Origin of the sequence: Actinomadura sp. NAK00032, from assembly GCF_013364275.1 — a bacterium.
In the GTDB taxonomy this organism is placed as follows: Bacteria; Actinomycetota; Actinomycetes; order Streptosporangiales; family Streptosporangiaceae; genus Spirillospora.
The window spans coordinates 2,787,551-2,813,710 of record NZ_CP054932.1; the positions used below are offsets into that span (position 1 = coordinate 2,787,551).

A 26,160-nucleotide genomic window follows, 5' to 3' on the forward strand; every position below is an offset into this window, starting at 1 on the left:
CCCGCGCCGGGGCGCCGCCATGCCCGGGCAACCCCGCGTCCCACCCTAGTTGATCTCGTGTTACGTGATTGTTACCGCCGACAACAAATCAACACGCCGACAGGTCTGGCGTGACGGACAAGCGCGACATAAGTTGCGGGACACAACATTCAGCCCGGTGGACGTGTGACCTCGCTCACCGGGCCGGAAGACCCCGGCCGCGGCACGGCGGCCGCCCCCCAGAAAGGACCCGGGCAATGCGCAAGGGCATCCTCGGCCTGATGGCCCTCACGACGGCCGCGGCGCTCAGCCTCACCGCGTGCGGGGACGACGGCGACGACTCCGGCGGCGCCGCGGCGAAGGGCAAGGTCGGCGTGATCCTGCCCGACACGGCCTCCTCCGCGCGGTGGGAGAACTTCGACCGCCCCTACCTCGAGCAGGCCTTCAAGGCGGCCGGCATCCCGAGCGACATCCAGAACGCCGAGGGCTCGGCCCAGCGGTTCCAGACCATCGCCGACCAGATGCTGACCAGCGGCGTCACCGTCCTGCTCGTCACCGGGCTCGACTCCAACTCCGCCGCCGCCGTGCAGCGCAAGGCGCAGGCGCAGGGCGTCAAGACCATCGACTACGACCGGCTCACCCTGGGCGGCGTCGCCGACTACTACGTCTCCTTCGACAACGTGAAGGTCGGCGAGACGATGGCCGCCGGCCTGCAGAAGTGCCTGGGCGACAAGAACGCGAACATCGTCTACCTGAACGGCTCGCCCTCCGACAACAACGCGACGCTCTTCGCCAAGGGCTCGCACAACGTCCTCGACAAGGTGTCCACCTACAAGAAGGTCGCCGAGCAGCCCGTCCCGGACTGGGAGGCCGAGAAGGCCGCGACGCTCTTCGAGCAGATGTGGACCGAGCAGCACGGCAAGATCGACGGTGTGCTCGCCGCGAACGACAACCTCGGCAACGCGGTGATCTCGATCCTGAAGAAGAACCAGCGCGCGGGCAAGGTCCCGGTCACCGGCCAGGACGCCACCGTGCAGGGCCTGCAGAACATCCTCGACGGCACCCAGTGCACCACGGTCTACAAGCCGTCCAAGCTGGAGGCCGACGCGGCGGTGAAGCTCGCCGTCTCCCTGATCAAGGGCGAGAAGGGCGAGACCACCGCCACCGAGCACGACCCGATCGGCAAGCGCGACGTCGCGTCGGTGCTGCTGGAGCCGATCGGCATCACCAAGGAGAACGTCAAGAAGGTCGTCGACGACGGCTCGGTCAAGGCGGCCGACCTCTGCAAGGGGGCGTACGCGGCCAAGTGCGAGGCCGCCGGCATCACGGTCCAGTAACGACCCCCGCCGACCTCGTGGCGGGCCCCACCCGCTGAGGGCGTCCCGGGCACCCGGAAGCCCGGGGCGCCGGGGGCCCGCCACGGGCGCGCGGCAGGCAGTGCCGCGCGACAGACAGTGCCGCGCGACAGACAGTGGAAGGAACCACGTGGCTGAAAACGGAGACCCCGTCCTCCGCCTGACCGGGCTCAACAAGAGCTTCGGTGCCGTCCACGTCCTGCACGACGTGGACTTCACGCTGCGGCTCGGCGAGGTCATGGCCCTCGTCGGCGACAACGGAGCGGGCAAGTCGACCCTGATCAAGTGCGTCGCCGGGATCCACCCGATCGACTCGGGCCGGATCGAGTTCGACGGGCGCCCGGTGACGATCGACGGGCCGCGCGCCGCGGCCGACCTCGGCATCGAGGTCGTCTACCAGGACCTCGCGCTCGCCGACAACCTCGACATCGTGCAGAACATGTTCCTCGGCCGCGAGCGCAAGCACGGCCTCATCCTGGACGAGGCGTCGATGGAGGAGTCCGCCCGGGAGGTCCTCGCCCGGCTGTCGGTCCGCACCGTCAAGTCCGTCCGCCAGCAGGTGTCGAGCCTGTCCGGCGGGCAGCGGCAGACGGTCGCCATCGCCAAGGCCGCGCTGTGGGAGTCCAAGGTCGTGATCCTGGACGAGCCCACCGCCGCGCTCGGCGTCGCCCAGACCCAGCAGGTGCTCAACCTCGTCCGGCGCCTCGCCGACAGCGGCCACGCCGTCGTGCTGATCTCGCACAACATGAACGACGTCTTCGAAGTGGCCGACCGCATCACCGCGCTGTACCTCGGCCGCGTCGCCGCGGACGTCGCCCGCTCCGAGGTCACCCACGGCCAGGTCGTGGAGCTCATCACCGCCGGCCGTTCCGGTGATCTCGGCCTCGCGCCGACGACCGCCGCAGAGAGCATCTGAGGGGGGACCCTGTGTCCACCGACATCCCGACCCCGAAGGACACCGCCATGACGCTGGCGGACGCGGACTTCGCGAGCGACCGGCGCGAGCACGACGTGAAGTCGGCGGCCCGGGACTACTGGAACAAGATCAAGGCCGGCGAGCTGGGCGCGCTCCCCGCCATCCTCGGCCTGATCTCGCTCGTCGTCCTGTTCACCGCGCTGAAGCCCGACACCTTCCTCAGCAAGGCGAACGTCGCGAACCTGTCCACCCAGGCGCTGCCCATCACCATCCTCGCGATGGGCCTGGTGTTCGTCCTGCTGGTGGGCGAGATCGACCTCGCCGCGGGCGTGGCGAGCGGCCTGTCCGCCGCCGTGATGGCCAAGATCCTGGTGGACGGCGGCCAGCCCTGGTACGTCGCGATCATCAGCGCGGTGGCGACCGGCGTGCTCATCGGCACCGTGATCGGCTGGCTCGTCTCCGTCCTGCGAATACCGTCGTTCGTCGTCACGCTCGCGTTCTTCCTCGGCCTACAGGGCATCACGCTGCGGCTGATCGGCGAGGGCGGCACCGTGCCCGTCCGCGACGAGGTCATCGTGGCGATCGCCACCAAGAACATGCCGATCTGGCTCGGCTGGACGCTCGCCGTCGCCTGCTCCCTCGGCTACGCCGCGACGCAGGTGCTGCGCTGGCACCGGCAGCGCACCCGCGAACTGCACTCCAAGCCGCTGGAGTTCGTGCTCGCCCAGTCCGGCGTCGTCGCCGCCGCGCTGCTGATCAGCACGTTCGTGCTCAGCCAGGACCGCGCGCCGAGCCCGCTGATCACGCTCGGCGGCATCCCGTGGGGCGTCCTGCTGGTCGGCGTGCTGCTGATCGTCTGCACGTTCGTGCTGGGCCGCACCGCCTACGGCCGGCACATCTACGCCGTCGGCGGCAACGCCGAGGCCGCGCGCCGGGCCGGCATCAACGTCGTCCGCATCCGGATCTCCGTCTTCATGATCGGGTCCGGGCTGGCGGCGGTCAGCGGCATCGTGGCCGCGTCCCGGCTCAACTCGGTCGCCGTCAACGCGGGCGCGGGCAACACGCTGCTGTACGCGGTCGGCGCCGCCGTCATCGGCGGGACGAGCCTGTTCGGCGGCCGCGGCAAGGCCCGCGACGCCGTCCTCGGCGGGCTCGTCATCGCGATCATCGAGAACGGGCTCGGCCTGCTCGGCACCAAGGCGTACCTGAGCTTCCTCATCACCGGGGTGGTGCTCCTGCTCGCCGCCACCATGGACGCGCTGGCCAGGCGGCGGCGCACGGCCGCCGGCCGATGAGCCCGCGGGCGCGGTGACCGCGTGGACGCGGTGACCCGGTGAACGCGGCCGGGGACGCCTGGGAGCCGGTGGCCCGCACCATCGGCTCCCAGGCGTGGCCGGGCGGGGATTCCGCCGGTACGTCCGCCATGACCGCTGCTGATACGCTCACGGATCACGACCGCCTGGCGCGCGGCGGCGGTGTGGCACGGTGGGAGCCCCTCGGCATGTCAGTGACGCCAGCCATCGACCTGCGCGGCATCGAGAAGAGCTTCGGTTCCGTGAGGGTTCTGCACGACGTCTCGTTCTCCGCCTACCCCGGCGAGATCACCGCACTGGTCGGCGACAACGGCGCCGGCAAGTCCACGCTGGTCAACTGCATCGGCGGCATCCATCGGTTCGACAAGGGCGAGTACCGGTTCGAGGGCGAGCCGGTGCGGATCGCCGGCCCGCGCGCCGCGGCGCGGCTCGGCATCGAGATCGTCCACCAGGACCTCGCGCTCTGCGAGAACCTCGACATCGTGCAGAACCTCTTCCTCGGCCGCGAGCGGCGCAGCGGCCCCGTCCTCGACGAGGATCTGATGGAGGAGACCGCGCGCACCGCGCTGTCGGGGCTCGCCGTCCGCACGCTGGGCTCGGTCCGCCGCCGGGTCGCCACGCTGTCGGGCGGGCAGCGGCAGATCGTCGCCATCGCCCGCGCCGTCCTGCAGGACGCCAAGGTCGTCGTGCTGGACGAGCCGTCCGCCGCGCTCGGCATCGCGCAGAGCCAGCAGGTGCTGGAGTTCGTCCGCCGGCTCGCCGACAAGGGCCTCGCGGTCGTGCTGATCTCGCACAACATGAACGACGTCTTCGCGATCTCCGACCGGATCGCCGCGCTCTACCTCGGCCGGATGGTCGCCCAGGTCAGGACCGCCGACGTCACCCACCGCCAGATCGTCGAGCTGATCACCTCGGGCACCGGGGGAGAGCTGGGGCTGCGCCGATGATGAAGGCGGGCCCGTCACAAGAGGACATCCGGCGCCACAACCTCGGGACACTGCTGCGCTTCGTGCACCTGCGGGGCCCGGCGTCGCGGGCGACGCTGGCCGAGTCGCTCGGCCTCAACCGCAGCACGATCATGGCGCTGACGTCCGACCTCACCGCGGCCGGGCTCGTCCGCGAGGAGCTGCCGCGCGGCCCCGGGCGCCGCGCCGGGCGGCCCTCCCTCGTCGTGCGGCCCGAGTCGACCCGCGTGTACGTGCTGGCGTTCGAGGTCGGCGTCGACCGGCTCGTCGTCGCCCGCGTCGGCCTCGGCGGCGTCGTGCTGGACCGCCGCGAGGGCGTGCGCGCCCGCGACTCCGACCCCGCCGACCTGCTCGGCGTGCTCGTCGCGGGCGCCCGCTCGCTGGTGCGCAAGGCCGAGCGCGACGCCGTCTGCGTCGGTGCCGCCCTCGGGTTCCCCGGCACCGTCCGCCGCGCCGACGACACCATCATGTTCGGCCCGAACCTCGACGTCGGCGACCTGCGGCTCGGGGACGCGCTGTCGCGCCGCCTCGGCCTCGGCATCTCCGTCTCGGTCTGCAACGACGCCAACCTCGGCGCGCTCGCCGAGCACGAGCGCGGCGCCGGGGTGAACTGCGACAACCTCATCTACCTGCACGGCGACGTCGGCGTCGGCGGCGGCATCATCGCGCACGGCCGGCTGCTCGGCGGCGACGAGGGGTTCGGCGGCGAGATCGGCCACATGATCATCAACCCGGGCGGGCGGCGCTGCGCGTGCGGCTCGAAGGGCTGCCTGGAGGCCGAGGTCGGCGAGCGGGCCCTGCTGCACCACGCCGGCCAGGAGGAGCATCCGGGGCAGGCGGGCCGGGACGCGGTCCGCGCCGTCCTCGCCTCCGCCGACGCGGGCGACATCGCCGCGCGGGAGGCGCTGCACCGGGTCGGGACCTGGCTCGGCCTCGGCGTGGCCAGCCTGGTCAACGTGTTCAACCCCGGCATGATCGTCTTCGGCGGGACGCTCCGCGACATCTACCTCGGCGCCGCCGCGCAGATCCGCAGCGTCCTCGCCACCGGCGCGCTCGCCGCGCCCCGCGAGAAGGTCAAGCTCCGCACGGCCGCGCTCGGCGACGACACCACCCTCGTCGGCGCCGCCGAGTTCGCGTTCGCCGAGGTCCTGTCGGACCCCGTCCAGGTGCTGACCAGGCTGCGGGCCCCCGAGGACAGCCCGGTCTGAGACCCGGCGGCCCGGTCCGAGGCCCCGCTAGGGGCGCCGGGCCTCCGGCGCGTGCAGGGGACCCGCGCTGTACGGGGTGACGAACGCGAAGGCCGTCATGCCGTCCATCAGCAGGCCGCCGGCGGCGGCGAGCCGCGGCTTGAGGCGCGCGCCGAGGCGGGCGCGCTCGTGCAGGGCCGCCCACGCCAGCCAGCCGACCCCGACCACGGCCCAGTAGGACACCAGCCGGTACAGGCCGACGGCCGCCGCGGCGGGGGAGAGGGCCGCGCCGAACGCCACCAGGGACGCGGCCATGCTGCCCTCGATCGCGCCGAGGCCGCCCGGCAGCAGCGGCAGCGCGCTGCCCGCGGCCTGCGCGGCGAAGTAGGTGAGGGCGACCCCGTTCGGGGAGACCTCGATGCCGACCGCGTTCGCCGCCGCCAGCAGCGCCAGGATGTCGAACACCCAGTTCAGCAGGGCGAGCGAGGCGAGCGCGGCCCAGTCGCGGCGGGTCGGGCGCAGCACGTCGCGGACGCCGGCCAGCCGCTCGGCGTGCGGGGCGATCCGCGGCCGGGCGAGCGCCCACCGGTGGGCGCGGCGCAGCGGCGCCGCCAGCGCGGCGCGCGTCCGCGGCCGCCGCAGCGCCGGGATGAGCGGCACCGCGAGCACCAGCGGGACGGCCAGCGCGGCCAGCGCGGGCCCGCGGGCGTGCGGGTCGGCCAGCAGCGCCAGCAGGCCCACCAGCGTGTAGGCGGACGTGGTGATCACCCCGCCGGCCAGGATCACCGCCGTGGCCAGCGGCGCCGACGCCCCGCCGCGGCGGAACTGCCGGAACGTGTAGACGACGCTCACCGCGGGGCCCGCCGGCAGCGTCGTGGACAGCGCGTTGCCCGCGTAGGTGATCGCGAACGCGCGGCGCAGCGGCATCCGCAGGCCGCCGACGCGCAGCAGCCGGCGCTGCAGCCGGGCGAACGCGCCCATCGACCCCGCCACGGCCAGCACGACCATCGTGAGCCAGCCCGGGTCGGCGTGCGCCGCCGCCGACCAGATGGCGCCGAGGTCGGGCAGTTCGTCGCGGTAGAGGGGGAAGGCCGCGAGCGCGGCGAGGATCAGCGCCCACTGGACGAGCAGCCCCGCCCTGCGCCGCCACCAGGGGCGCCGCGCGGCCTGATCGTCGTGCCCGCCGGGAATCGGGAACGGGGACTCGGCGTCGGCCGCACGAGGCTCGGCGTCGGCGTCGACGGGCTCGGCGTCGGCCGGAGGGCGGACCGGTGCCGCGACTGTCTCATGCATGTCCCGGTCACCTCGCAAGATCGCCCGCAATGCGCAACCTACGGCCCGCCTATGACATTCCCCCGGGTCCGGCAGCGAACCGCAAAGAGACCCCCGTCACACGCGTCACCGGCGGCCGCGCGGACGCGGACGCGCGTGCGCGGGCGCGCGGACGCGCGGTCAGGGCCGCCGCGTCGGGTTGACGGCGTCGGACTCGGCGGCGGTGTCCGGGCGGGGGCGCTCGTCGTCCCCCTCCCGGACGGTCTGCCGCTCGTACTCGGTGATGCCGAGCCCGTCCCTGCTCTGCTCGGGCTCCTCGATCACCAGGTCGTCGGGCGGGTCGGTCACGTACTCCTCGGTCAGGCCGATCTCCTCGTCCTGATCGTTGTCGCCCATGTCGTCGATGTCGTCACGAAAGTCGCGCGTCTCACCGGGCCTGCGTGCCCTCATCGTTCCTCCCGGTTCGTCTGCTTTCCTGCTGATCGAACCGGTATCCCCGCTGACCGGGCCCCTACTCGTGATCGCGGACGGATCTCCCCGCGGTCGCGGACGGCCCTACCCGCGGTCGCGGACGGCGACGAGCCCGCCGATGACGCCGATGTACGCGCTGCCGTCCGGGCCGATCGTGATGGGCGCCCAGTTGTTGTCGAACCACTTGCCCGTACCCGTGAGCACCTTGTAGACGGTCTTGCCCGTGTGGACGTCCACCGCCGTCAGGTACCAGGCGTCGATGAGGTCACGCCGGGGCTCCTTCGTGTACAGGTACAGCAGCCCGTTGGGCACCGAGACCTTCGGCACGGTGGACGGCGAGCGCTCCTGGCTCGTCCAGACGGTCTCGCAGCCCTGACCTCCGGACTTCACGTCCACCCGGCTCACCCCGCCCGTGGACGACCCTCCCGGCGGAAGCTCGAAGAAGTTGCGGTAGCCGTAGTTGTTCTCGACGAACAGGCTGTCGCCGTAGCCGATGAGGGAGTTGTCCGTCGCGCTGGCCCCGCTGCCGAACACGGGGATCTGGCAGACCAGCCCACCGTCGGCCCTGCGCCGGACGATGACGTGCATGCGGTCGTCGGCGTTGTCGGTGATGGCCACGTAGCCGTCACCGAAGAACGTGGGAGTCGTCCCCGATCCCTGGTCGATCTGGCCGGGCTTGCGTCCGGTACCTCTGTCATAGGGCTGGCGCCACAGGACCTTCGGCATGCCGCTCGCGTCGGCCCGCATCTGGTACAGCGCGTGGTCGGAGACGATGGAGACGCCGTCCTCGGCCGCGGCGAAGGAGTTCTGGATGCTCTCCCCGGTGAGCCGCGTCATCCGGACGTTGCCCGACTCCGGGTCCACCGTGCCGATCCGCCCGTTCCGGGTGATCCACCAGATCAGGCCGCCCCAGTCGGGCCCGACCGCGGTGATCGGGTCGCATTCGCCCTTCGGCCACGGGTTGGTCCACGTGGCGCAGTCGTGGGGCAGGTAGCCGCTCAGGTCCCAGTCGTCGGTCACCGTGAAGCGCCACTTGCCGTCCGGCCCCTTCTCATGCGCGAACCGGCGCAGATGGAACGCCGAATCCGCCAGGACGGCGCGGTCCTGCGGATCCAGGTAGTAGTACGCCCCGCCCGAGGTGTCGGTGAGCACCTTGTCGAGGCTCAGCGAGAACACCGCCTGGACGGTCGACGGCCGCGGCGGCAGGTCGTAGGTCGCGAGGTCCTTGAGCGTCCTCGGGTCGATCAGCCGCAGGACGAAGTTCTGCCCGCGCGTGCACTGCGCGACGATCAGGCCCGTCCGCCGCGCGAACGTCACCGTCGAGCACAGCCCCGGCAGCCCCCCGCCCTTGGCCTCGTTCAGCACCTCGGGATCGCGGCCGAGCGGACCCGGGAACGGGTAGGTGTCGGAGGCGTAGCTGTCGGCGTGCATCGACGACGTCCCCACCGGCCCCTGGTGCGGGTTGGCCGGAACAGGCCGCCCGGCGAGCGGGCGCGGCGCCGCCGGCCCGCCGACGTACGCCGGGACGAAGCCCCTGCCGGGGCCGTCGGGGATCGGTGCGGCGGCCGCGGGGGCCGCGAGACCGGCGGTCGCGAGGCCCGCGGCCAGGAGGGCGGCGAGCAGGGGTCTGCGCATGACGGGCTCCAAGACGGGACGACGGCGGCCCGGTCGCGCCCTCCGGGGGGATCCACAGCGTAAACGGTGATCGTCGATCGCGCCCGGATGGTTACGATCCGGTCATGGGCGTACAAGCTGTGATCTTCGACTGGGGCGGCACGCTGACCCCGTGGCACGACCTCGACCTCACCGACATGTGGCGCGCGATCTGCTCCGCCCACCTGCCGCCGGACGCCGTCGAGAAGGCCGCCGCCGCGCTCGCCGACGCCGAGCTGGAGATGTGGCGCCGCGGCACCGAGGAGCACCGCAGCGCCACGCTCGCCGAGGTGTTCGAGATGGCCGGGGTGGAGCCCACCGAGGACCTCCTCGGGACGCACTTCGAGACCTGGACCCCGCACACCCACACCGACCCCGCCGTCCCGGGCCTGTTCCACGCCCTCCGCGACCGCGGCATCAAGATCGGCGTCCTGTCCAACACCATCTGGACCCGTGAGTGGCACGAGCGCGTCTTCGCCCGCGACGACGTCCTCGGCCTGCTCGACGGCGCCGTCTACTCCAGCGAGATCCCCTGGACGAAACCGCACGCCGAGGCGTTCCGCGCCGCCATGGACGCCGTCGGCGCCACCGATCCCGCCGCCTGCGTCTTCGTCGGCGACCGCCCTTACGACGACATCCACGGCGCCAAGTCCGCCGGCCTGCGCGCCGTCCAGATCCGGCACCAGACCACCCACGCCTTCGAGCGCCCCGGCCTCACACCCCCCGACGCCCTCATCCACACCCTGGACGAACTGCTCCCGCATGTGGAGAGGTGGGGGTAGCGCTCGGGGGTCAGGGCCGCCGGGCGACGATCAGATCGCGGGTGATGGCCTGGTCCACGCGGTGGCGGAAGCTCCGGTAGGCCTCGGAGTCCAGGACGTCGAGGCCGGCGGTGCGGAGGATGTCGGCGAGTTGCTCGCGGCGGCCGACGAAGGTGTTCCAGGAGATGCCGAGGGCACCGCCGGGGCGCAGCAGCCGCGCCCATTCGGGGACGGCGGCGGCCAGCAGGTCGACGGGGCTGCGCGACAGCTGCGGCTTGCCCTTGCGGCCGGGCTGCGCGCCCTTGGGGCGGCTGCCGTGCTGGACGCCGTACGGGGCGTCCGCGACGATCAGATCGAACGAGGCGGGCCGGAAGAACTTGCCGGCGCCCACGGAGTCGGCGTTCACGACGGTGATCTCCATCGTTTCGCCGCTCTTGTAGCGCTCCTTGGACGCCCCCAGCGTCACGTGGAGGCGGCGCCCGAGGACGGCCTTCTCGCGCCGGATGTTCGCCGTCTCGGCCTGGTGCTTGACCCGGTTGTTCTTCAGCCAGGTCTTGATGAAGGCCGCGTAGGCGTCGAAGTCCTTGCCGTCGATGTCGATGCCGGCGGCGTCCAGCCCGTACATCATCGCCTGGTTGAGGGTGGTGCCCCGCCCGCACATGGGGTCCAGGACGCGGGGGCGCCCGGTCACCAGGTCCATGGGCGAGTCCATCGCCATCGCGGTGACGTTCAGCAGCAGCTTGGTGAAGTACTCGTTCGTCTTGCCGGAGTACTTCTGGATGGTCAGCAGGTCGCTGCCGAACAGGTCGAGGGGCTGGAGCGTGACCGGCCGGAGCAGTTCCCCCTCGATCTGGAACAGCGCGTAGAGCCCCGACAGGTTCGAAAGGAGGCGGACGTCCTGCTCCGTCAGTTCGTCGGCGGAGAACGTCACGTACGGGACGCCGCCCATGGCCGTCTCGCGGATGTCGCCCAGGCGCCCGCCCAGCGCCTGCTCGCTGAACACCGTCAGCTCGGCCTTCAGCAGGTCGGCCGCGGCCTGGGCGTAGACGCGGTTGTGCGAAGGGGTGACGAGAAGGCCGTACGCGGTCATTCGCAGAACCCTATTGGAAGGTCGGAGCGGAGACCGCCGGGACGATGGCCCGGCGGTCTCCGCGCGGCCCTTGTGCGGGCCGCTCCTCCCCGGTCAGGCGGCCCGCGCGGGACGTTCCGGATGCGCGGAGTCGCCGGCGGGGCCGTCCGGGGCGGCGGGCAGCGCCCGCGCGCTCTCGTCCGGGCCTTCGGCGGCGGGCAGGTCGGGAAGGTGCCGCGCGGCGGCGGCCAGCAGCTCGTGCACCTGGGCCTTGAGGCTCGCGAGGTCGGCCCGCGCCACGTCCGCCTGCGCCTGCGCGATGCGCGCCTGGCGCCGCGCGGCGTCGCGCTCCGCCGCGAGCCGGTTCAGCTGTTCGTGGTAGGCGTCCCGCAGCTCGTCGAGGGCGCTGCGGCCGCCCCCCACCGGAGTCGTGGTCACGTCTGGGCTCCTCCCCCGAGTAGTCCCCTCTACCGGGACCAACGCGATCGGTGCCGCGCTTCGTTCCCGCCGTGCGGAAGATCACTCACCCGGTTCGGGACGGGGCGCGAGGGCCGCGGCCGGCAGCCCGGGGAACGCCGCCGCCGGTGCCGCGGCGCCCGCCCGCGCCCGCCACCGGGCCGACCGCGCCATCGCCCGCTGCGCGCTGTCGGCGGCGAAGGCCCGCAGGTCGGGGGCGGAGAGGCCGGCGAGCCCGACGTAGGCGGCGGCGAGGTCGTCCTCCAGCGCCGCGGCGAGGCGGGCGGCGCTGCGGGTGTCGGTGACCCGGACGGGCAGCCGGTAGGCGGCCGCCGCGGGGGCCGGGCCGCCGGACAGGATCGACGCCAGCTCGTCGCGCTGGGCCCGGTGGCCGTTCCACATGTCCTTCGCGGTCTGCCGCATGGTGCCGCGCAGCCGGGCCCCGAGCACCCCGTACCCGTACACGGCGGCGTGCTCGGCGGACAGGGCCGTCCGGACGGCTTCGGCGCCGGACGTGGAGCGGACGGCCGGAGCCTCGCCCTTGACCGTCCTCGCATGGCCCGCTTCGCAGGTGCCGATGCTGGCGAGCAGCTGCGCCAGTGCGGGGCCGGCCTTGGCGGCGTCGGCCGTCCGCAGGCGCGCCGCGTCGTCCTCTGCGTCGCGCAGGAAGGCGAGCGCCTGCGCGGTGCCAGCGGGGACCGGGGGAGCGGGACTGGCGGACGGCATGGCGCCGCCCTCGCCCGCCCTGTCGCCCGAGCCGGGCACGTAGTGCCTCTTCAGGACCTCCAGGTGCCGGCGGTGGTGCGCGAGGGCGGGTTCTAGCCTGCCGGCGGGCACGGCGCCCGCGGACCGCGCCGCCTCATAGGCCGCGATCAGGTGCTGCTCGGACGCGATCGCGCCGACGAGCACCGCGACGCCGGCGCGCCCGGCCGGCGACGACGCCGCCGACTCGGTGGCGCAGCCCGCCAGCCACGGCAGGAGCAGGGCGCCCCCGCCGATCGTCCCGCCCAGCACGGCCCCCCGCCGCAGCAGCGCGCGCCGCGACAGCGTTCCTCCGGGCGGGGTTCCTTCGTGCGAGCTGCCATCGGGCGGGGTCCCTTCGGGCGAGCGCGGCAGGGCGTTCGGCAAGGGAGTCTCCTCACCCGGTGGCGTGGTGGTGGCGGCCCGCCGCGGCCGCGGTCCCCGGACGCGTCCATCGGGCCAGCTCAAGCATTCCATATCCGCCGCGCCGGTGAGCCGCCGGAAAGACCGACGCGGTCCCCGGCTGTCGATACCCTTGAGGTGTCGACGGACGAACGGTGACATCCGCGATCGCAGGCGTGACAACAGAGGGAAAACGAGGAGGGCCCATGAGCGTCGAGTCCAGCGGTGGCCGCGCTCAGGGCGGGCGCGGTCCCGGCAGGCGCGCCGACGCCTCCGCGCGGCCCGCGCGCGACACCGCCATCGCCGAGCTGACCCGGCTGGTCGGGCCGGCCGTGGCCGAGGCCGGCCTGGACCTGGAGGAGGTCGACGTGCGCCCGGCCGGGCGCCGCCGGCTCGTGAAGATCGTGGTGGACGGCGACGCCGGGGTCGACCTCGACGCCGTCGCCCGGGTGAGCGAGGCCGCCTCCCGGCTGCTCGACGAGTCCGAGGTGATGGGGACCTCGCCCTACGTGCTGGAGGTGACCTCGCCCGGCGTCGACCGACCCCTCACCGAGCCGCGGCACTGGCGCCGCGCCGTCGGCCGGCTGGTCGTCGCGCCGCTGGCCGAGGGCGGGCAGGTCGAGGGCCGCGTGGTCGCGGCCGACGACGCCGCCGTCGAGATCGACGTCGTCCAGAAGCGGCGCGGCGGCGGCAAGGGCGCCGGGACGCGGACCGCGCGGCGCAGGTTCGGCCTGGACGAGCTGGGGCGCGGCCGGGTCCAGGTGGAGTTCAAGCCCCTGGAGCGGACGGCCGACGATAAGCGTTCTCCGGCTGAGCCGGACTAGAGGGGGGAACCTCGTGGACATCGACATGACCGCCCTGCGGGGCCTGGAGAGCGAGAAGGACATCTCGCTCGACGTGGCCGTCAAGGCCATCGAAGACGCCCTGCTGATCGCCTACCACCGGACGGAGGGCGCGGCGCCGAAGGCGCGCGTCGAGCTGGACCGGCAGAGCGGGCACGTGACCGTCTGGGCGACCGAGACCGACGAGGAGGGCGACGACCTCCGCGAGTACGACGACACCCCGACCGGTTTCGGCCGGATCGCGGCGACCACGGCCAAGCAGGTGATCCTGCAGCGGCTGCGCGACGCCGAGGACGAGCTGACCTTCGGCGAGTACGCCGGCCGCGAGGGCGACATCGTCAGCGGCATCATCCAGCAGGGCAAGGACCCGCGGAACGTGCTGGTCGACCTCGGCCGGATCGAGGCCGTGCTGCCCCCGCAGGAGCAGGTGCCCGGCGAGCGCTACGAGCACGGCGAGCGGCTGCGCGCCTACGTGGTGCAGGTCCGCAAGGGCCACCGCGGCCCGTCGGTGCAGCTGTCGCGGACGCACCCGAACCTCGTCCGCAAGCTGTTCGCGCTGGAGGTCCCGGAGATCGCCGACGGCACCGTGGAGATCGCCGCGATCGCCCGCGAGGCCGGCCACCGCACCAAGATCGCGGTGCGCTCGCGCAAGTCCGGCGTGAACGCCAAGGGCGCGTGCATCGGCCCGCTCGGCGGCCGGGTCCGCAACGTGATGGCCGAGCTGCACGGCGAGAAGATCGACATCGTCGACTGGTCGGACGACCCCGCCGAGCTCGTCGGGAATGCGCTGTCGCCCGCGCGGGTTTCCCATGTCGAGGTCATCGACGCCGACGCCCGGGTCGCCCGGGTGATCGTGCCCGACTACCAGCTGTCCCTCGCCATCGGCAAGGAGGGGCAGAACGCGCGGCTCGCGGCCCGGCTGACCGGCTGGCGGATCGACATCAGGTCCGACACCGAGCCGGCGCGGCCGCCCGCGGAACCCGCCGAGCCGGGCCAAACCGGATCTTCTACGTCAGGAGAGCATGCGACCGGCCCCGCGGACGCCTCGGCGCGGTAGACTCATGAAACGTGGCCGGGCGGCCCCTGTTCGCACGTGTGTGGGCTGCCGGGTTCGCACGGCCAAGTCCGGCTTGCTGCGCCTGGTGGTGGTCGAGGGCGTCATCGTCCCCGACCCTCGCGGGCGGCTGCCGGGACGGGGTGCGCATCTGCACCCCGCCCTGGAGTGTCTCGAGCTCGCAGAGCGGCGTCGGGCGTTCCCGCGGGCGTTCCGCCTGCCGGGGCCGCTCGACGGTGGTGCGCTGCGGGCACGGCTTGCGGTGCACGCCGCGCGGCAGCAGGATGGCCGAAGTGAAAGCGACGTCTAGTCGGAAGCAGGTCGAGATTGCTATGAGCGCTCGATGAGCACGCCGCGATGAGTACGGCAAGTTAGCGACGGTCCGGAGGCCGCACCCCCGGACCGAGTAGGGAGTGCAGTGGCGAAGGTCCGGGTTTACGAACTCGCCAAGGAGTTCGGTGTCGAGAGCAAGGTCGTCATGGCCAAGCTCAAGGAGATGGGCGAGTTCGTACGGTCGGCGTCCTCCACGATCGAGGCGCCGGTCGAACGCAGGCTGAAGGAAGCCTTCTCAAATTCTTCTTCGTCCTCCAAGCAGGGGGACAATCGAGGCGCGCCGAAGCGACCTTCGGGTCCGCGTCCCGCCGCGCCGCGTCCGGGCCCGCCCGGCGGCGGCGCCTCCGACGGGCAGGGTGCGCGCCCGCAGGCCCCCCGGCCCGCCGCGCCGCGCCCGCCCGCGCCCAAGCCGGGCCCGGGTGGTCCCGGCGGCCAGGGCGCTCCGGGCGGCCAGGGCGGTCCGGGCCAGGGCGGCATGCCCAAGCCGGGCCCGCGCCCGCCCGTCCCGCCGGCGCCGAGCACGCCGGTGAACGCGCCCGCCGCGCAGGGGCCGAGCGCCCCGCCGGCGGCGGGTCCCGCCGCGGGCGGTCCCGCGGCCGGCAACGGCGCGGGCACCCGCGCCCCCGGCGGCCCGAAGCCGGGTCCCCGCGCGCCCAAGCCGGGCCCGCGTCCCGGCCCGCGCCAGGGCGGCGGCGGAGGCGGCGGCAGGCCGCGTCCGGGCAACAACCCGTTCAGCTCGACCAACACCGGCATGGGCCAGGCGCCCAAGCCGGGCCCGCGTCCCGGTCCGCGTCCGGGCGGCGACCGTCCGGGCGGTGACCGTCCCGGCGGCGGCGCTCCCGGCGGCCCCCGTCCCGGCGGCCGCAGCGGCGCGCCCGGCGCGGGCGGCCCGCGGCCCAGCCCGGGGGGCATGCCGCCCCGGCCGGGCGGCCCGCGGCCGAGCCCGATGAACATGCCGTCCTCGCGGCCCGCAGGCGCCCCCGGGCGCGGCGGTCCCGGTGGCGGCGGCGGTGGACGCGGCCCGGGTGGCGGCGGCGGTCGTCCCGGTGGCGGCGGTCGCGGTCCCGGTGGCGGCGGTCGTCCCGGCGGTGGCGGCGGCTTCGGCGGCCCGCGCGCGGGCGGCGGCGGCCGTCCCGGCGGCGGCTTCGGCGGTCCCCGCCCGGGTGGCGGCGGTCGCGGTCGCGGCGGCACGCAGGGCGCGTTCGGACGCCCCGGGGGCCGGCCGGCCCGCGGGCGCAAGTCGAAGCGCGCGCGCCGTCAAGAGTTCGAGAACATGCAGGCGCCCGCCGCCGGCGGTGTCTCGGCTCCGCGCGGCAACGGCAAGACCATCCGGCTGCCGCAGGGCGCGACCCTGACCGACTTCGCCGAGAAGATCGGCGCCAACCCGGCGTCGCTCGTCGCGATCATGATGCACCTCGGCAAGATGGTCACCGCGACCCAGTCGGTCGACCCCGACGACCTCATGGCGCTCGGGCTCGAGCTGGACTTCGACGTCCAGGTCGTCAGCCCCGAGGACGAGGACCGCGCGCTGCTCGAGTCGTTCGACATCGAGTACGGCGAGGACGAGGGCGGCGAGGAGAACCTCCAGTCGCGTCCGCCGGTGGTCACCGTCATGGGCCACGTCGACCACGGTAAGACCAAGCTGCTGGACGCCGTCCGGCACGCCAACGTGCAGGCGGGCGAGGCCGGCGGCATCACCCAGCACATCGGCGCCTACCAGGTCGAGACCGAGGTCGACGGCGAAGAGCGCAAGATCACCTTCATCGACACCCCGGGCCACGAGGCGTTCACCGCCATGCGCGCCCGCGGTGCCGACACCACCGACCTGGTGGTGCTGGTGGTCGCCGCGGACGACGGCGTCAAGCCGCAGACCACCGAGGCGATCGACCACGCCACCGCGGCCGGGGTGCCGATCGTCGTCGCGGTCAACAAGATCGACGTCGAGGGCGCGGACCCCAACCGGGTGCGCGCGCAGCTGACCGAGTACGGCCTGGTCGCCGAGGAGTTCGGCGGTTCGACGCAGTTCGTCGACGTGTCCGCCAAGCAGGGCACCAACATCGACGCGCTGCTGGAGGCGATCATCCTGACCGCCGACGCCGAGCTCGACCTGAAGGCCAACCCCGACATGCCCGCCCAGGGCTCGGCCATCGAGGCCCACCTGGACAAGGGCCGGGGCGCCGTGGCGACCGTGCTGGTGCAGCGCGGCACGCTGCGGGTCGGCGACTCGATCGTCTGCGGCGTGGCCAACGGCCGCGTCCGGGCGATGCTCGACGAGAACGGCAACAACCTCGAGGAGGCGGGCCCGTCCCGACCGGTGATGGTGCTCGGCCTCGCGGCCGTGCCCGGCGCGGGCGACAACTTCCTGGTCGTCGACGACGACCGGATCGCCCGGCAGATCGCCGACAAGCGGGTGGCGCGCAAGCGCAACGCCGAGCTGCTCAAGAGTCGCAAGAGCAGCTCCCTGGAAGAGCTGTTCAAGGACTTCCAGGAGGGCAAGCGGCAGGAGCTGCTGCTCATCCTCAAGGGCGACGTGTCCGGTTCCGTCGAGGCGCTGGAGGACTCGCTCCTCAAGATCGACGTGGGCGACGAGGTCAGCCTGCGGATCATCCGCCGCGGTGTCGGCGCGATCACGCAGGACGACGTCAACCTGTCGCTGGCGTCCGAAGAGGGCGCGGTCATCATCGGCTTCAACGTGCGGCCGGAGCGCAACGCGCAGGACCTGGCCGACCGCGAGGGCGTCGACATCCGGTACTACTCGATCATCTACCAGGCGATCGAGGAGATCGAGGCGGCCCTCAAGGGCATGCTCAAGCCGGAGTTCGAGGAGGCCCAGCTCGGTACCGCGGAGGTCCGCGAGATCTTCAAGGTGCCGCGGATCGGCAACGTGGCCGGCTCGATGGTCACCTCGGGGATCATCCAGCGCAACGCCAAGGCCCGCCTCGTCCGCGACGGCGTCGTGGTCGCCGACAACCTCACGGTGTCGTCGCTGCGCCGCTTCAAGGACGACGCGACCGAGGTCCGCGAGGGCTTCGAGTGCGGCATCGGCGTCGGTTACAACGACATCAAGCTCGGCGACGTCATCGAGTGCTTCGAGATGCGGGAGAAGCCCCGCGTCTGAGGCCGGGCGGCCCGCCCGCCCGGCCCGCCCCCTGCGGGCGCGGGCCGGGCGGCGGCCGGCTCGTCGCCGATGTGATCGTTCAATCGGATGACAGGACGCCAGGCGGATCTTCTAGCCTGGCGTCCGTCATGTCCGGCCCCGCCCGCCGCCCCGGCGGCGCGGGCCGGGAACACGGCGGGTGATCCCCGTCGTTCCAACCAGACAGATCCCGAGGTGATCGACCAGGTGTACGTGGGTGCGCTGACACTCGACCTGCTGCTGGGGGACGTCCGCTCGCTGAAGCAGAAGCGGTCCGTCGTCCGGCCCATCATCGCCGAGGTGCACAAGCACTTCCCGGCGGTGGCCGTCGCCGAGACCGGCGGCAACGACCTGCACCGCAGGGCGGAGATCGGGGTGGCGGTGGTCTCGGGCTCCGCCGCCAACTGCACCCAGGTGCTCGACCAGTGCGAACGCCTGGTGGCCGGACGGCCGGAGATAGAACTCCTGTCCGCCCGCCAGCGGATCTTCCACGACGAGGACTGACCGGACGGCGTTCGGTCTTCCCGGCCGGGGGTGGGGGGCGTCCCCCACAATGAACCGTGCGGCGGTCGGGCGGGTGGGGGAGTGGCCCCACAATGGACATTCGGTGCCGGCGCCGGACCATAGAAGGGTCGGCATACCAGAGAAAGGGAGTGCGATCATGGTGGACGCAGCTCGGGCGCGCAAGCTCGCCGACCGCATCCAGCAGATCGTGGCCGAGATGCTGGAGAGGCGGATCAAGGATCCGCGGCTCGGCTTCGTGACCGTGACGGACACCCGCATCACCAACGATCTGCGCGACGCGACCGTCTACTACACGGTGTACGGGTCGGACGGCGAGCGCGCCGAGACGGCCGCCGCGCTGGAGAGCGCGAAGGGCGTCATCAGGTCGGAGGTGGGCCGCAAGACGGGCGTCCGGCACACGCCCAGCATCACCTTCGTGATGGACTCCCTGATGGAGAACGCGGCGCACATCGACGACCTGCTGGCCAAGGCCCGGGCCAGGGACGCCGAGGTCGCGCGCGCCGCGCAGGACGCGTCCCCGGCCGGTGAGGCGAACCCGTACCGGGAGCCCGCCGCCGAGGACGACCTCGACGAGGACGCCGACGACGAGGACGGCCGTTCCGGGCCCCCGTCATCGTGAACGGCCCCGAGGGCCGCGCGGAGGCCGCGGCCGCCGGGGGGCCGGAGGCGTGCCGGCTGCACGACGCGGGCGGCCACGCCGCGGGCGGCCACGACATCGTCCCGCGCGGCGGCGGAGCGCGCGGTGCCGGGCGCGGCGCGCCGGCCGTGCCCGCCGAGGCGTCCGCCCGCCTGGAGTGGGATCGCGCGGTCCAGCTGATCCGCGCGGCGGAGGAGATCTGCCTCGTCTGCCACGTGGCGCCGGACGGTGACGCGCTCGGCTCCATGCTGGCGCTCGCGCAGGCGCTCCGCGCGCTCGGCAAGCGGTGCGTGGCCTCGTTCGGGGAGCCGTTCACGGTCCCGGCGATCCTGCGCTTCCTGCCGGGGCAGGAGCTGCTGGTGGAGCCCGCCCGGGTGCCCGCGGCCCCGGAGCTGATGATCTCCCTGGACGCGGCCGGCCGGGCGCGGCTCGGCGGCCTGGCCGGGCACGCCGACCGGGCCGGCGCGCTGGTCGTCGTCGACCACCACGCGTCCAACACCGGGTTCGGCGGCGTGCGGCTCGTCGACCCGGACGCCGCCGCCACCGCGGTGCTGGTCGAGGAGCTGATCCGCCGGCTCGGCGTCCCCCTCGACCGCGACATCGCGCAGGGCCTGTACGCGGGGCTCGCCAGCGACACCGGCTCGTTCAAGTACCCGTGCACGACCCCGGAGGTCCACGACCTCGCGGGACGGCTGCTGACGGCGGGCGTCCGGCCGGACGCGGTCAGCCGCGAGCTGTGGGACCGGGCCCCGTTCGGCTACCTGCAGGTCCTCGCGGGCGCGCTGGCGCGGGCCCGGCTGGAGCGCGACGCGGCCGCCGGCCTCGGCCTGGTGTGGACGACGATCGCCCGCTCCGACCGGGCCGCCCGCGACGTCGAGTACGACCAGCTCGAAGGGGTCATCGACCAGCTCAGGCGTACCGACGAGGCCGAGGTCGCGGTCGTGTGCAAGGAGAACGACCGGGGCGAGTGGTATGTGTCCACCCGCTCCAAGGGCGCGGTCGACGTCGGCCGCGCCTGCGTGGAGCTCGGCGGCGGCGGGCACCGCACGGCCGCCGCGTTCACCCTGGGCGGGGAGCCCGCCGCCATCATCGACCGGCTGCGCGCGGCGCTGCGCGCGCCCGGCGACCCCGACGACGACTGACCTTTCGGAGCGCGCGTGGACAACTCGGGACTCGTCATCGTGGACAAGCCCGCCGGCTGGACGTCGCACGACGTCGTCGGGAGGATGCGGCGGCTGGCGAAGACCCGGCGGGTCGGGCACGCCGGCACGCTCGACCCGATGGCGACGGGCGTGCTCGTGCTCGGCGTCGGCAAGGCCACCCGCCTGCTCGGCCACCTCGCGCTGACGGAGAAGGGGTACGACGCGACGATCCGCCTGGGGCAGTCGACCAACACCGACGACGCGGAGGGCGAGATCACCGCGTCCGCGTCCGCCGCCTCCGTCGCCGACGAGGCGCTGCGCGCGGGCGTCGCGGCGCTGACCGGGCCGATCCAGCAGGTCCCGCCGCAGGTCAGCGCGATCAAGGTGAACGGTGAGCGGGCCTACAAGATGGCCCGCAAGGGCGAGGACGTGGCGCTCGCCGCCCGTCCGGTGACCGTGCACTCCTTCACGGTCACCGGCGTGCGCCGGGAGGGCGACCTGATCGACGTGGACGCGTCGGTCGCCTGCTCGTCCGGCACCTACATCCGGGCGCTGGCCCGCGACCTCGGCGCGTCCCTTGGCTGCGGCGGCCATCTGACGGCGCTGCGCCGCACCCGTGTCGGGCCCTACGACCTGCCTGCGGCGCGGACCCTCGACCAGCTGGCGGAGAAGCTGGAGATCCTGCCGATGGGCGAGGCGGTCGCCGGGGTGTTCCCGCGCCGGGACGTCTCGGCCGACGACGCCCGCAAGATCGCGCACGGCGGGCGGCTCCCGGCGGCCGGGCTGGGGCCGGGCCCGGTGGGCGTCTTCGCGCCGGACGGGACGCTGCTCGCCCTCGTCGAGGAGCAGGGCGGGCAGGCCAGGCCCCTCGCCGTCTTCGTCCCCTGACCCCGGGCGCGGGCCTTGCGGCCTGAGGGCCATCTCCTGGGCTAAGCCCGGCTCAGACCGGGCAATACACCCCGTGGTACGCATCACCGGGTGAAAGTGCTGCACGAAAACCTACGGGCGCGTAACCTACGAGAGCGTAAGTTACTAGGCAGGAGGTGTCCGTGACCACTGTGAAGGACCACCCCCCGGTGGCGTCCCCCACCCGGCCGCGGCTGCGCGGCTGGCTGCACCTCGGCGCGTTCCCCGCGGTGCTGGTCGCCGGGCTCGTGCTGGTGGCGCTCGGCCCGAGCGTCCACGCGCGGCTCGCGTCGGCGGTGTACGTGGCGACATCGGGGATGCTGTTCGGGATCTCCGGGACCTACCACCGGCAGCAGTCGCACCGGCTGATCGAGGTGCTGCGCCGGTTCGACCACGCCAACATCTACCTGATCATCGCGGGGACGTACACCCCCTTCGCGGTCGTGGCCCTGGACGGCGGCGTGCGGCTCGCCGTCCTCATCACCGTCTGGACGGGCGCCGTCGCCGGCGTCGTCTTCCGCACCGCCTGGATCGGCGCCCCGCGCGCTCTCTACGTGACCCTCTACATCGTCCTCGGCTGGGTCGCGGTGTTCTTCCTGCCCCAGTTCCTGGACGGCGCCGGCGTCGCCGCGTGCGTGCTGGTCGCGGTCGGCGGCATCTGCTACAGCGTCGGAGGCGTCGTCTACGGGCTGCGCCGCCCGGACCCGTCGCCGAGCTGGTTCGGCTTCCACGAGGTCTTCCACGCCTGCACGCTCGCCGCCTACGTCCTGCAGTACATCGCGGTGTCGCTGGTCGTCTACCAGTCCGGCTGACGGGTACCCCTGGGTGCGACCTTCCGGCCTCGGTCATGGCACTCTTGAGGGCGGCAGGAGAAAACCGGCAGGCATGCCCTACGCAGGGAGAGAATGGTGCGGCGTTGGAATGGCCTCGACGAGGTTCCCGCGGACTGGGGCCGTTCAGTGATCACCATCGGGGTGTTCGACGGCGTGCACCGCGGCCATCAGCGGATCGTCGGCGCCGCGGCGGAGGAGGCCCGGCGCCGCGGACTGCGCTCGGTGGTCATCACGTTCGACCCGCACCCCGACGAGGTCGTCCGGCCGGGCACCCATCCGCCGCTGCTCGCCACCACCCGGCGGCGCGTCGAACTGCTGGAGGGGCTCGGCACGGACGCGGTCGCGGTCGTCCCGTTCACCCTTGAGCTGTCCAAGGTGCCGCCGGACGAGTTCGTGCAGTCGGTCCTGGTCGACCGGCTGCACGCCGCCCACGTCATCGTCGGCGAGGACTTCCGCTTCGGCCACAAGGCCAAGGGCGACGTCGCGCTGCTGCGCGAGCTCGGCGAGAAGTACGACTTCACCGCCGAGGGCATGCCGCTCGTGGCGAACGGCGGGACGATCTCCTCCACCCACATCCGCGAGCGCCTCGACGCGGGCGACGTCGAGGCGGCGGCGCGGGCGCTCGGCCGGCCGCACCGCGTGGAGGGCATCGTCGTGCGCGGCCACCGGCGCGGCCGCGCGCTGGGCTTCCCGACGGCGAACCTGGAGACGGCCGCCAACACCGCGATCCCGGCCGACGGCGTCTACGGCGGCTGGCTGGTCTGCGACTCCGAGCGCTACCCGGACTTCCGCTGGCCCGCCGCGATCTCCATCGGGACGAACCCGACGTTCGAGGGCGCGGGGGAGCGGACCGTCGAGGCCTACGCGCTGGACCGCGACGACCTCGACCTGTACGGCGAGCACATGGCCGTGGACTTCACCGCCCGCATCCGCGACACGCTGAAGTTCGACTCGATCGACGCGCTGATCGAGGAGATGCGCCGGGACGTCGACCGGGCCAGGGAGATCACCTCCGGATGACCCGGGCGAGGCCCCCGCTTCGGCCGCGTACCCTGCGATAACACCGGTTCTCGCTTCGTGACGGGGCGGGTTTCCGGCATGGTACGGTGAATAGTCGCCGGGAAGGGCCCCGGCGCGGCGAGCTGCACCCTCATGCGGCCCGCCACCCTCTGAAACGCACCATGCGGACCCGTGCGCCCTCCGGGCCCGGATCTGCGGGTGACGATCCCATCGAAGGAGCCACGTGTCGCTCGACACCGCCACGAAGAACCAGATCATCGCCGAGTACGCGACCACTGAGGGTGACACCGGATCCCCGGAGGTCCAGGTCGCGCTGCTGACGCGCCGCATCAACGATCTGACCGAGCACCTCAAGGAGCACAAGCACGACCACCACAGCCGCCGCGGACTGCTGCTGCTGGTCGGCCGTCGCCGCCGCCTCCTGAAGTACCTGAGCAACAAGGACATCAACCGCTACCGGCAGCTGATCGAGCGACTCGGCCTGCGCCGCTAGCACGGTGAGGGAGTGGCCCGCCCGGGCCACTCCCTTCCTTTTACCGGCCGGCGGACGCCGGCCGGTCACCGGCCGCCGGGCCTGCCCAGGCCCCGGCCGCACAACTGCAGACAAGCCTCGCGGACACCGCTGGTGCGGGCCGGTCCTCGGTAGTGGCTTCCGGATCCGTTCCGCCGCGTCGGCGGAGGCGCCGATCCGGGTGCTTCGATCGAAGACCGGCAGCGTGACAAGCCACGGGAAACGGCCGCGAGGACCGACATGGAACCCTGAGGAGGTTTCCCGTGACAGAAGCCGTGCGCATCGACGGAGCGCAGAGCACCGAGGCCGTGATCGACAACGGCACGTTCGGCACCCGCACCATCCGCTTCGAGACCGGCCGGCTGGCCCGGCAGGCGGCCGGCTCGGCCGTCGCCTACCTCGACGACGAGACGATGGTGCTGTCGGCGACCACCGCGTCCAAGAAGCCCAAGGACAACCTGGACTTCTTCCCGCTGACCGTGGACGTCGAGGAGCGGATGTACGCGGCCGGGCGCATCCCCGGCTCGTTCTTCCGCCGCGAGGGCCGGCCCTCCGAGGACGCGATCCTCACCTGCCGGCTGATCGACCGGCCGCTGCGCCCGTCGTTCGCCAAGGGCCTGCGCAACGAGATCCAGGTCGTCGAGACGATCATGGCGCTGCACCCCGACCACCTGTACGACGTCGTGGCGATCAACGCCGCCTCGATGTCCACCCAGCTGGCCGGGCTGCCGTTCTCCGGCCCGATCGGCGGCGTCCGCGTCGCGCTGATCGAGGGCCAGTGGGTCGGCTTCCCGACGCACCCCGAGCTGGAGCGCGCCACCTTCGACATGGTCGTCGCCGGCCGCGTGCTGGAGGACGGCGACGTCGCGATCATGATGGTCGAGGCGGAGTCCACCCGCGACACCCTCAAGCTCGTCGGCGAGGGCGCCACCGCCCCGACCGAGGAGACCGTCGCCGAGGGCCTGGAGGCGGCCAAGCCGTTCATCAAGGTCCTGTGCAAGGCGCAGAGCGACCTCGCGGCCGTCGCCGCCAAGGAGACCCGCGAGTACCCGATCTTCCTGGACTACCAGGACGACGTGCTCGCCGCCGTCACCGACACCGTCAGCGGCGACCTCGCGCAGGCGCTCGCCATCGCCGGCAAGCAGGAGCGCGAGACCCGGCTCGACGAGATCAAGGCGGCCGCCGCCGACAAGCTCGCCGAGCAGTTCGAGGGGCGCGAGAAGGAGATCTCCGCCGCCTACCGCGCCGTCACCAAGAAGCTGGTCCGCGAGCGGGTCATCCGCGACGGGCTGCGCATGGACGGCCGCGGCCTCAAGGACATCCGCCAGCTCACCGCGGAGGCGCACGTCGTCCCGCGCGTGCACGGCTCGGCGCTGTTCGAGCGCGGCGAGACCCAGATCCTCGGCGTGACGACGCTGAACATGCTCCGCATGGAGCAGACGATCGACACGCTGAACCCCGAGCGCACCAAGCGCTACATGCACAACTACAACTTCCCGCCGTACTCCACCGGTGAGACCGGCCGGGTCGGCTCGCCCAAGCGGCGCGAGATCGGGCACGGCGCGCTCGCCGAGCGCGCGCTGATCCCGGTGCTGCCGTCGCGCGAGGAGTTCCCGTACGCGATCCGGCAGGTGTCGGAGGCGCTCGGCTCCAACGGCTCCACCTCGATGGGCTCGGTCTGCGCGTCCACCATGTCGCTGCTGGACGCGGGCGTCCCGCTCAAGCAGATGGTGGCGGGCATCGCGATGGGCCTGATCAACGAGGGCGGCGAGTACGTCACGCTCACCGACATCCTCGGCGCCGAGGACGCGTTCGGCGACATGGACTTCAAGGTCGCCGGCACCCGCGACCTGATCACCGCGCTGCAGCTCGACACCAAGCTCGACGGCATCCCCGCCTCGGTGCTGGCCGCCGCGCTGAAGCAGGCCAAGGGCGCGCGCCTGGCGATCCTGGACGTGATGCAGGAGGCCATCGAGGCGCCCGCCGAGATGAGCCCGAACGCGCCGCGGATCATCACGATCAAGGTCCCGGTCGACAAGATCGGCGAGGTCATCGGCCCCAAGGGCAAGATGATCAACTCGATCCAGGACGACACCGGCGCCGACATCACGATCGAGGACGACGGCACCATCTACGTCGGCGCCACCGACGGCCCGTCCGCCGAGGCCGCCCGGCAGGCGATCAACTCGATCGCGAACCCGCACATGCCGGAGGTCGGCGAGCGGTTCCTCGGCACCGTCGTCAAGACCACCACGTTCGGCGCGTTCGTGTCGCTGCTGCCCGGCAAGGACGGCCTGCTGCACGTCTCGCAGATCCGCAAGCTGCACGGCGGCGCCCGGATCGAGAACGTCGAGGACGTGATGGGCGTCGGCGAGAAGATCCAGGTCGAGGTCACCGAGATCGACCAGCGCGGCAAGCTGTCGCTGGTGCCGGTCGAGGTGATCGAGCGGGAGGCCGCGGACAAGGGCGACGCCGGTGACGGCGAGGCCCCGGCCGCCGCCGCCGCGGACGACGGCGACTCCGGCGAGCGCCGGGAGCGCCGCGACGAGGGCGACCGCCGCCCGCGCCGCCGCCGCACCCGCCGCGGCGACGAGTCCGGCCAGCGCAACTCCTGACCCGTGCGACGACCGACCGGCACGCCCTCCTCGGCGGGGGCGTGCCGGTCGGCCGCTTTCTCCGAC

24 protein-coding genes are annotated in these 26,160 nt (G+C 73.2%); 18 read left to right on the forward strand and 6 right to left on the reverse strand.

All coding sequences use genetic code 11. The features are described 5' to 3' along the window. Positions 1–236: 236 nt before the first annotated feature. From HUT06_RS13075 to HUT06_RS13095, 5 genes are all read left to right on the forward strand, one after another. Complete coding sequence (locus tag HUT06_RS13075) at positions 237–1,316, forward strand: sugar ABC transporter substrate-binding protein (protein WP_176195969.1); 1,080 nt, start codon at positions 237–239, stop codon at positions 1,314–1,316. Between the two features lie 148 nt (positions 1,317–1,464). After that, complete coding sequence (locus HUT06_RS13080; protein ID WP_176195970.1) at positions 1,465–2,250, forward strand: ATP-binding cassette domain-containing protein; 786 nt, start codon at positions 1,465–1,467, stop codon at positions 2,248–2,250. An 11-nt stretch (positions 2,251–2,261) separates the two neighbouring features. Then, on the forward strand, positions 2,262–3,545 hold the full coding sequence (locus tag HUT06_RS13085) for a sugar ABC transporter permease (RefSeq protein WP_254715150.1): 1,284 nt from the start codon (positions 2,262–2,264) through the stop codon (positions 3,543–3,545). Between the two features lie 206 nt (positions 3,546–3,751). After that, positions 3,752–4,510, forward strand: a complete 759-nt coding sequence (locus HUT06_RS13090) for an ATP-binding cassette domain-containing protein (RefSeq protein ID WP_176195971.1) — start codon at positions 3,752–3,754, stop codon at positions 4,508–4,510. Beyond that, on the forward strand, positions 4,510–5,736 hold the full coding sequence (locus tag HUT06_RS13095) for an ROK family transcriptional regulator (RefSeq protein ID WP_176201333.1): 1,227 nt from the start codon (positions 4,510–4,512) through the stop codon (positions 5,734–5,736). The genes HUT06_RS13090 and HUT06_RS13095 overlap by 1 nt, the downstream gene beginning before the upstream one ends. Before the next feature lie 27 nt (positions 5,737–5,763). Here the strand turns inward: HUT06_RS13095 and HUT06_RS13100 are convergent, their stop codons facing one another. From HUT06_RS13100 to HUT06_RS13110, 3 genes are all read right to left on the reverse strand, one after another. Continuing rightward, entirely contained in the window at positions 5,764–7,008 is a 1,245-nt protein-coding gene (locus HUT06_RS13100; RefSeq protein ID WP_176195972.1) for a lysylphosphatidylglycerol synthase transmembrane domain-containing protein, read from the reverse strand. A 159-nt stretch (positions 7,009–7,167) separates the two neighbouring features. Further along, positions 7,168–7,437, reverse strand: coding sequence for a hypothetical protein (locus HUT06_RS13105; protein WP_176195973.1), 270 nt, complete (start codon positions 7,435–7,437; stop codon positions 7,168–7,170). 105 nt (positions 7,438–7,542) lie between these two features. After that, the gene (locus tag HUT06_RS13110) at positions 7,543–9,093 is read right to left on the reverse strand and encodes a hypothetical protein (RefSeq protein WP_176195974.1); all 1,551 of its coding nucleotides are present in this window, start codon (positions 9,091–9,093) and stop codon (positions 7,543–7,545) included. A gap of 104 nt (positions 9,094–9,197) precedes the next feature. Between HUT06_RS13110 and HUT06_RS13115 the strand changes: the two genes are divergently transcribed. Continuing rightward, the gene (locus HUT06_RS13115; protein ID WP_176195975.1) at positions 9,198–9,893 is read left to right on the forward strand and encodes an HAD family hydrolase; all 696 of its coding nucleotides are present in this window, start codon (positions 9,198–9,200) and stop codon (positions 9,891–9,893) included. A gap of 10 nt (positions 9,894–9,903) precedes the next feature. On the opposite strand, the gene HUT06_RS13120 is transcribed toward HUT06_RS13115, so the two are convergent. The 3 genes from HUT06_RS13120 to HUT06_RS44530 form a co-directional block, all read right to left on the reverse strand. Beyond that, a complete protein-coding gene (locus tag HUT06_RS13120) occupies positions 9,904–10,962 on the reverse strand; it encodes a TRM11 family methyltransferase (RefSeq protein ID WP_176195976.1) in 1,059 nt (352 codons plus the stop codon). A gap of 93 nt (positions 10,963–11,055) precedes the next feature. After that, complete coding sequence (locus HUT06_RS13125; protein ID WP_176195977.1) at positions 11,056–11,379, reverse strand: hypothetical protein; 324 nt, start codon at positions 11,377–11,379, stop codon at positions 11,056–11,058. Positions 11,380–11,460: 81 nt separating this feature from the next. After that, positions 11,461–12,525, reverse strand: a complete 1,065-nt coding sequence (locus tag HUT06_RS44530; protein ID WP_254715151.1) for a DUF4439 domain-containing protein — start codon at positions 12,523–12,525, stop codon at positions 11,461–11,463. A gap of 221 nt (positions 12,526–12,746) precedes the next feature. Between HUT06_RS44530 and rimP the strand changes: the two genes are divergently transcribed. The 12 genes from rimP (at position 12,747) to HUT06_RS13190 (ending at position 26,094) form a co-directional block, all read left to right on the forward strand. Then, positions 12,747–13,364 carry a ribosome maturation factor RimP gene (gene rimP, locus HUT06_RS13135; protein WP_176195978.1) on the forward strand — a complete coding sequence of 206 codons (618 nt, stop codon included), beginning with the start codon at positions 12,747–12,749 and terminating at the stop codon, positions 13,362–13,364. A 25-nt stretch (positions 13,365–13,389) separates the two neighbouring features. Further along, positions 13,390–14,439, forward strand: a complete 1,050-nt coding sequence (gene nusA / locus HUT06_RS13140) for a transcription termination factor NusA (protein ID WP_176201335.1) — start codon at positions 13,390–13,392, stop codon at positions 14,437–14,439. Positions 14,440–14,443: 4 nt separating this feature from the next. Further along, positions 14,444–14,746 carry a YlxR family protein gene (locus tag HUT06_RS13145; RefSeq protein ID WP_176195979.1) on the forward strand — a complete coding sequence of 101 codons (303 nt, stop codon included), beginning with the start codon at positions 14,444–14,446 and terminating at the stop codon, positions 14,744–14,746. 108 nt (positions 14,747–14,854) lie between these two features. Beyond that, a complete protein-coding gene (gene infB, locus HUT06_RS13150) occupies positions 14,855–17,887 on the forward strand; it encodes a translation initiation factor IF-2 (RefSeq protein WP_176195980.1) in 3,033 nt (1,010 codons plus the stop codon). A 213-nt stretch (positions 17,888–18,100) separates the two neighbouring features. Next, entirely contained in the window at positions 18,101–18,409 is a 309-nt protein-coding gene (locus HUT06_RS13155) for a DUF503 domain-containing protein (RefSeq protein WP_254715152.1), read from the forward strand. A gap of 157 nt (positions 18,410–18,566) precedes the next feature. Next, a complete protein-coding gene (rbfA, locus tag HUT06_RS13160; RefSeq protein WP_176195981.1) occupies positions 18,567–19,049 on the forward strand; it encodes a 30S ribosome-binding factor RbfA in 483 nt (160 codons plus the stop codon). Further along, on the forward strand, positions 19,046–20,209 hold the full coding sequence (locus HUT06_RS13165) for a bifunctional oligoribonuclease/PAP phosphatase NrnA (RefSeq protein ID WP_254715153.1): 1,164 nt from the start codon (positions 19,046–19,048) through the stop codon (positions 20,207–20,209). The genes rbfA and HUT06_RS13165 overlap by 4 nt, the downstream gene beginning before the upstream one ends. Before the next feature lie 15 nt (positions 20,210–20,224). After that, positions 20,225–21,097 (forward strand): tRNA pseudouridine(55) synthase TruB, encoded by an 873-nt coding sequence (gene truB, locus HUT06_RS13170; protein WP_176195982.1) that lies wholly within the window; start codon positions 20,225–20,227, stop codon positions 21,095–21,097. A 161-nt stretch (positions 21,098–21,258) separates the two neighbouring features. After that, complete coding sequence (locus tag HUT06_RS13175) at positions 21,259–21,927, forward strand: hemolysin III family protein (protein ID WP_254715154.1); 669 nt, start codon at positions 21,259–21,261, stop codon at positions 21,925–21,927. Positions 21,928–22,023: 96 nt separating this feature from the next. Beyond that, positions 22,024–22,968, forward strand: a complete 945-nt coding sequence (locus tag HUT06_RS13180; protein ID WP_176195983.1) for a bifunctional riboflavin kinase/FAD synthetase — start codon at positions 22,024–22,026, stop codon at positions 22,966–22,968. Between the two features lie 223 nt (positions 22,969–23,191). Further along, positions 23,192–23,461 (forward strand): 30S ribosomal protein S15, encoded by a 270-nt coding sequence (rpsO, locus tag HUT06_RS13185; RefSeq protein ID WP_021599383.1) that lies wholly within the window; start codon positions 23,192–23,194, stop codon positions 23,459–23,461. Between the two features lie 299 nt (positions 23,462–23,760). Then, positions 23,761–26,094, forward strand: a complete 2,334-nt coding sequence (locus HUT06_RS13190) for a polyribonucleotide nucleotidyltransferase (RefSeq protein ID WP_176201338.1) — start codon at positions 23,761–23,763, stop codon at positions 26,092–26,094. Positions 26,095–26,160: the final 66 nt, after the last annotated feature.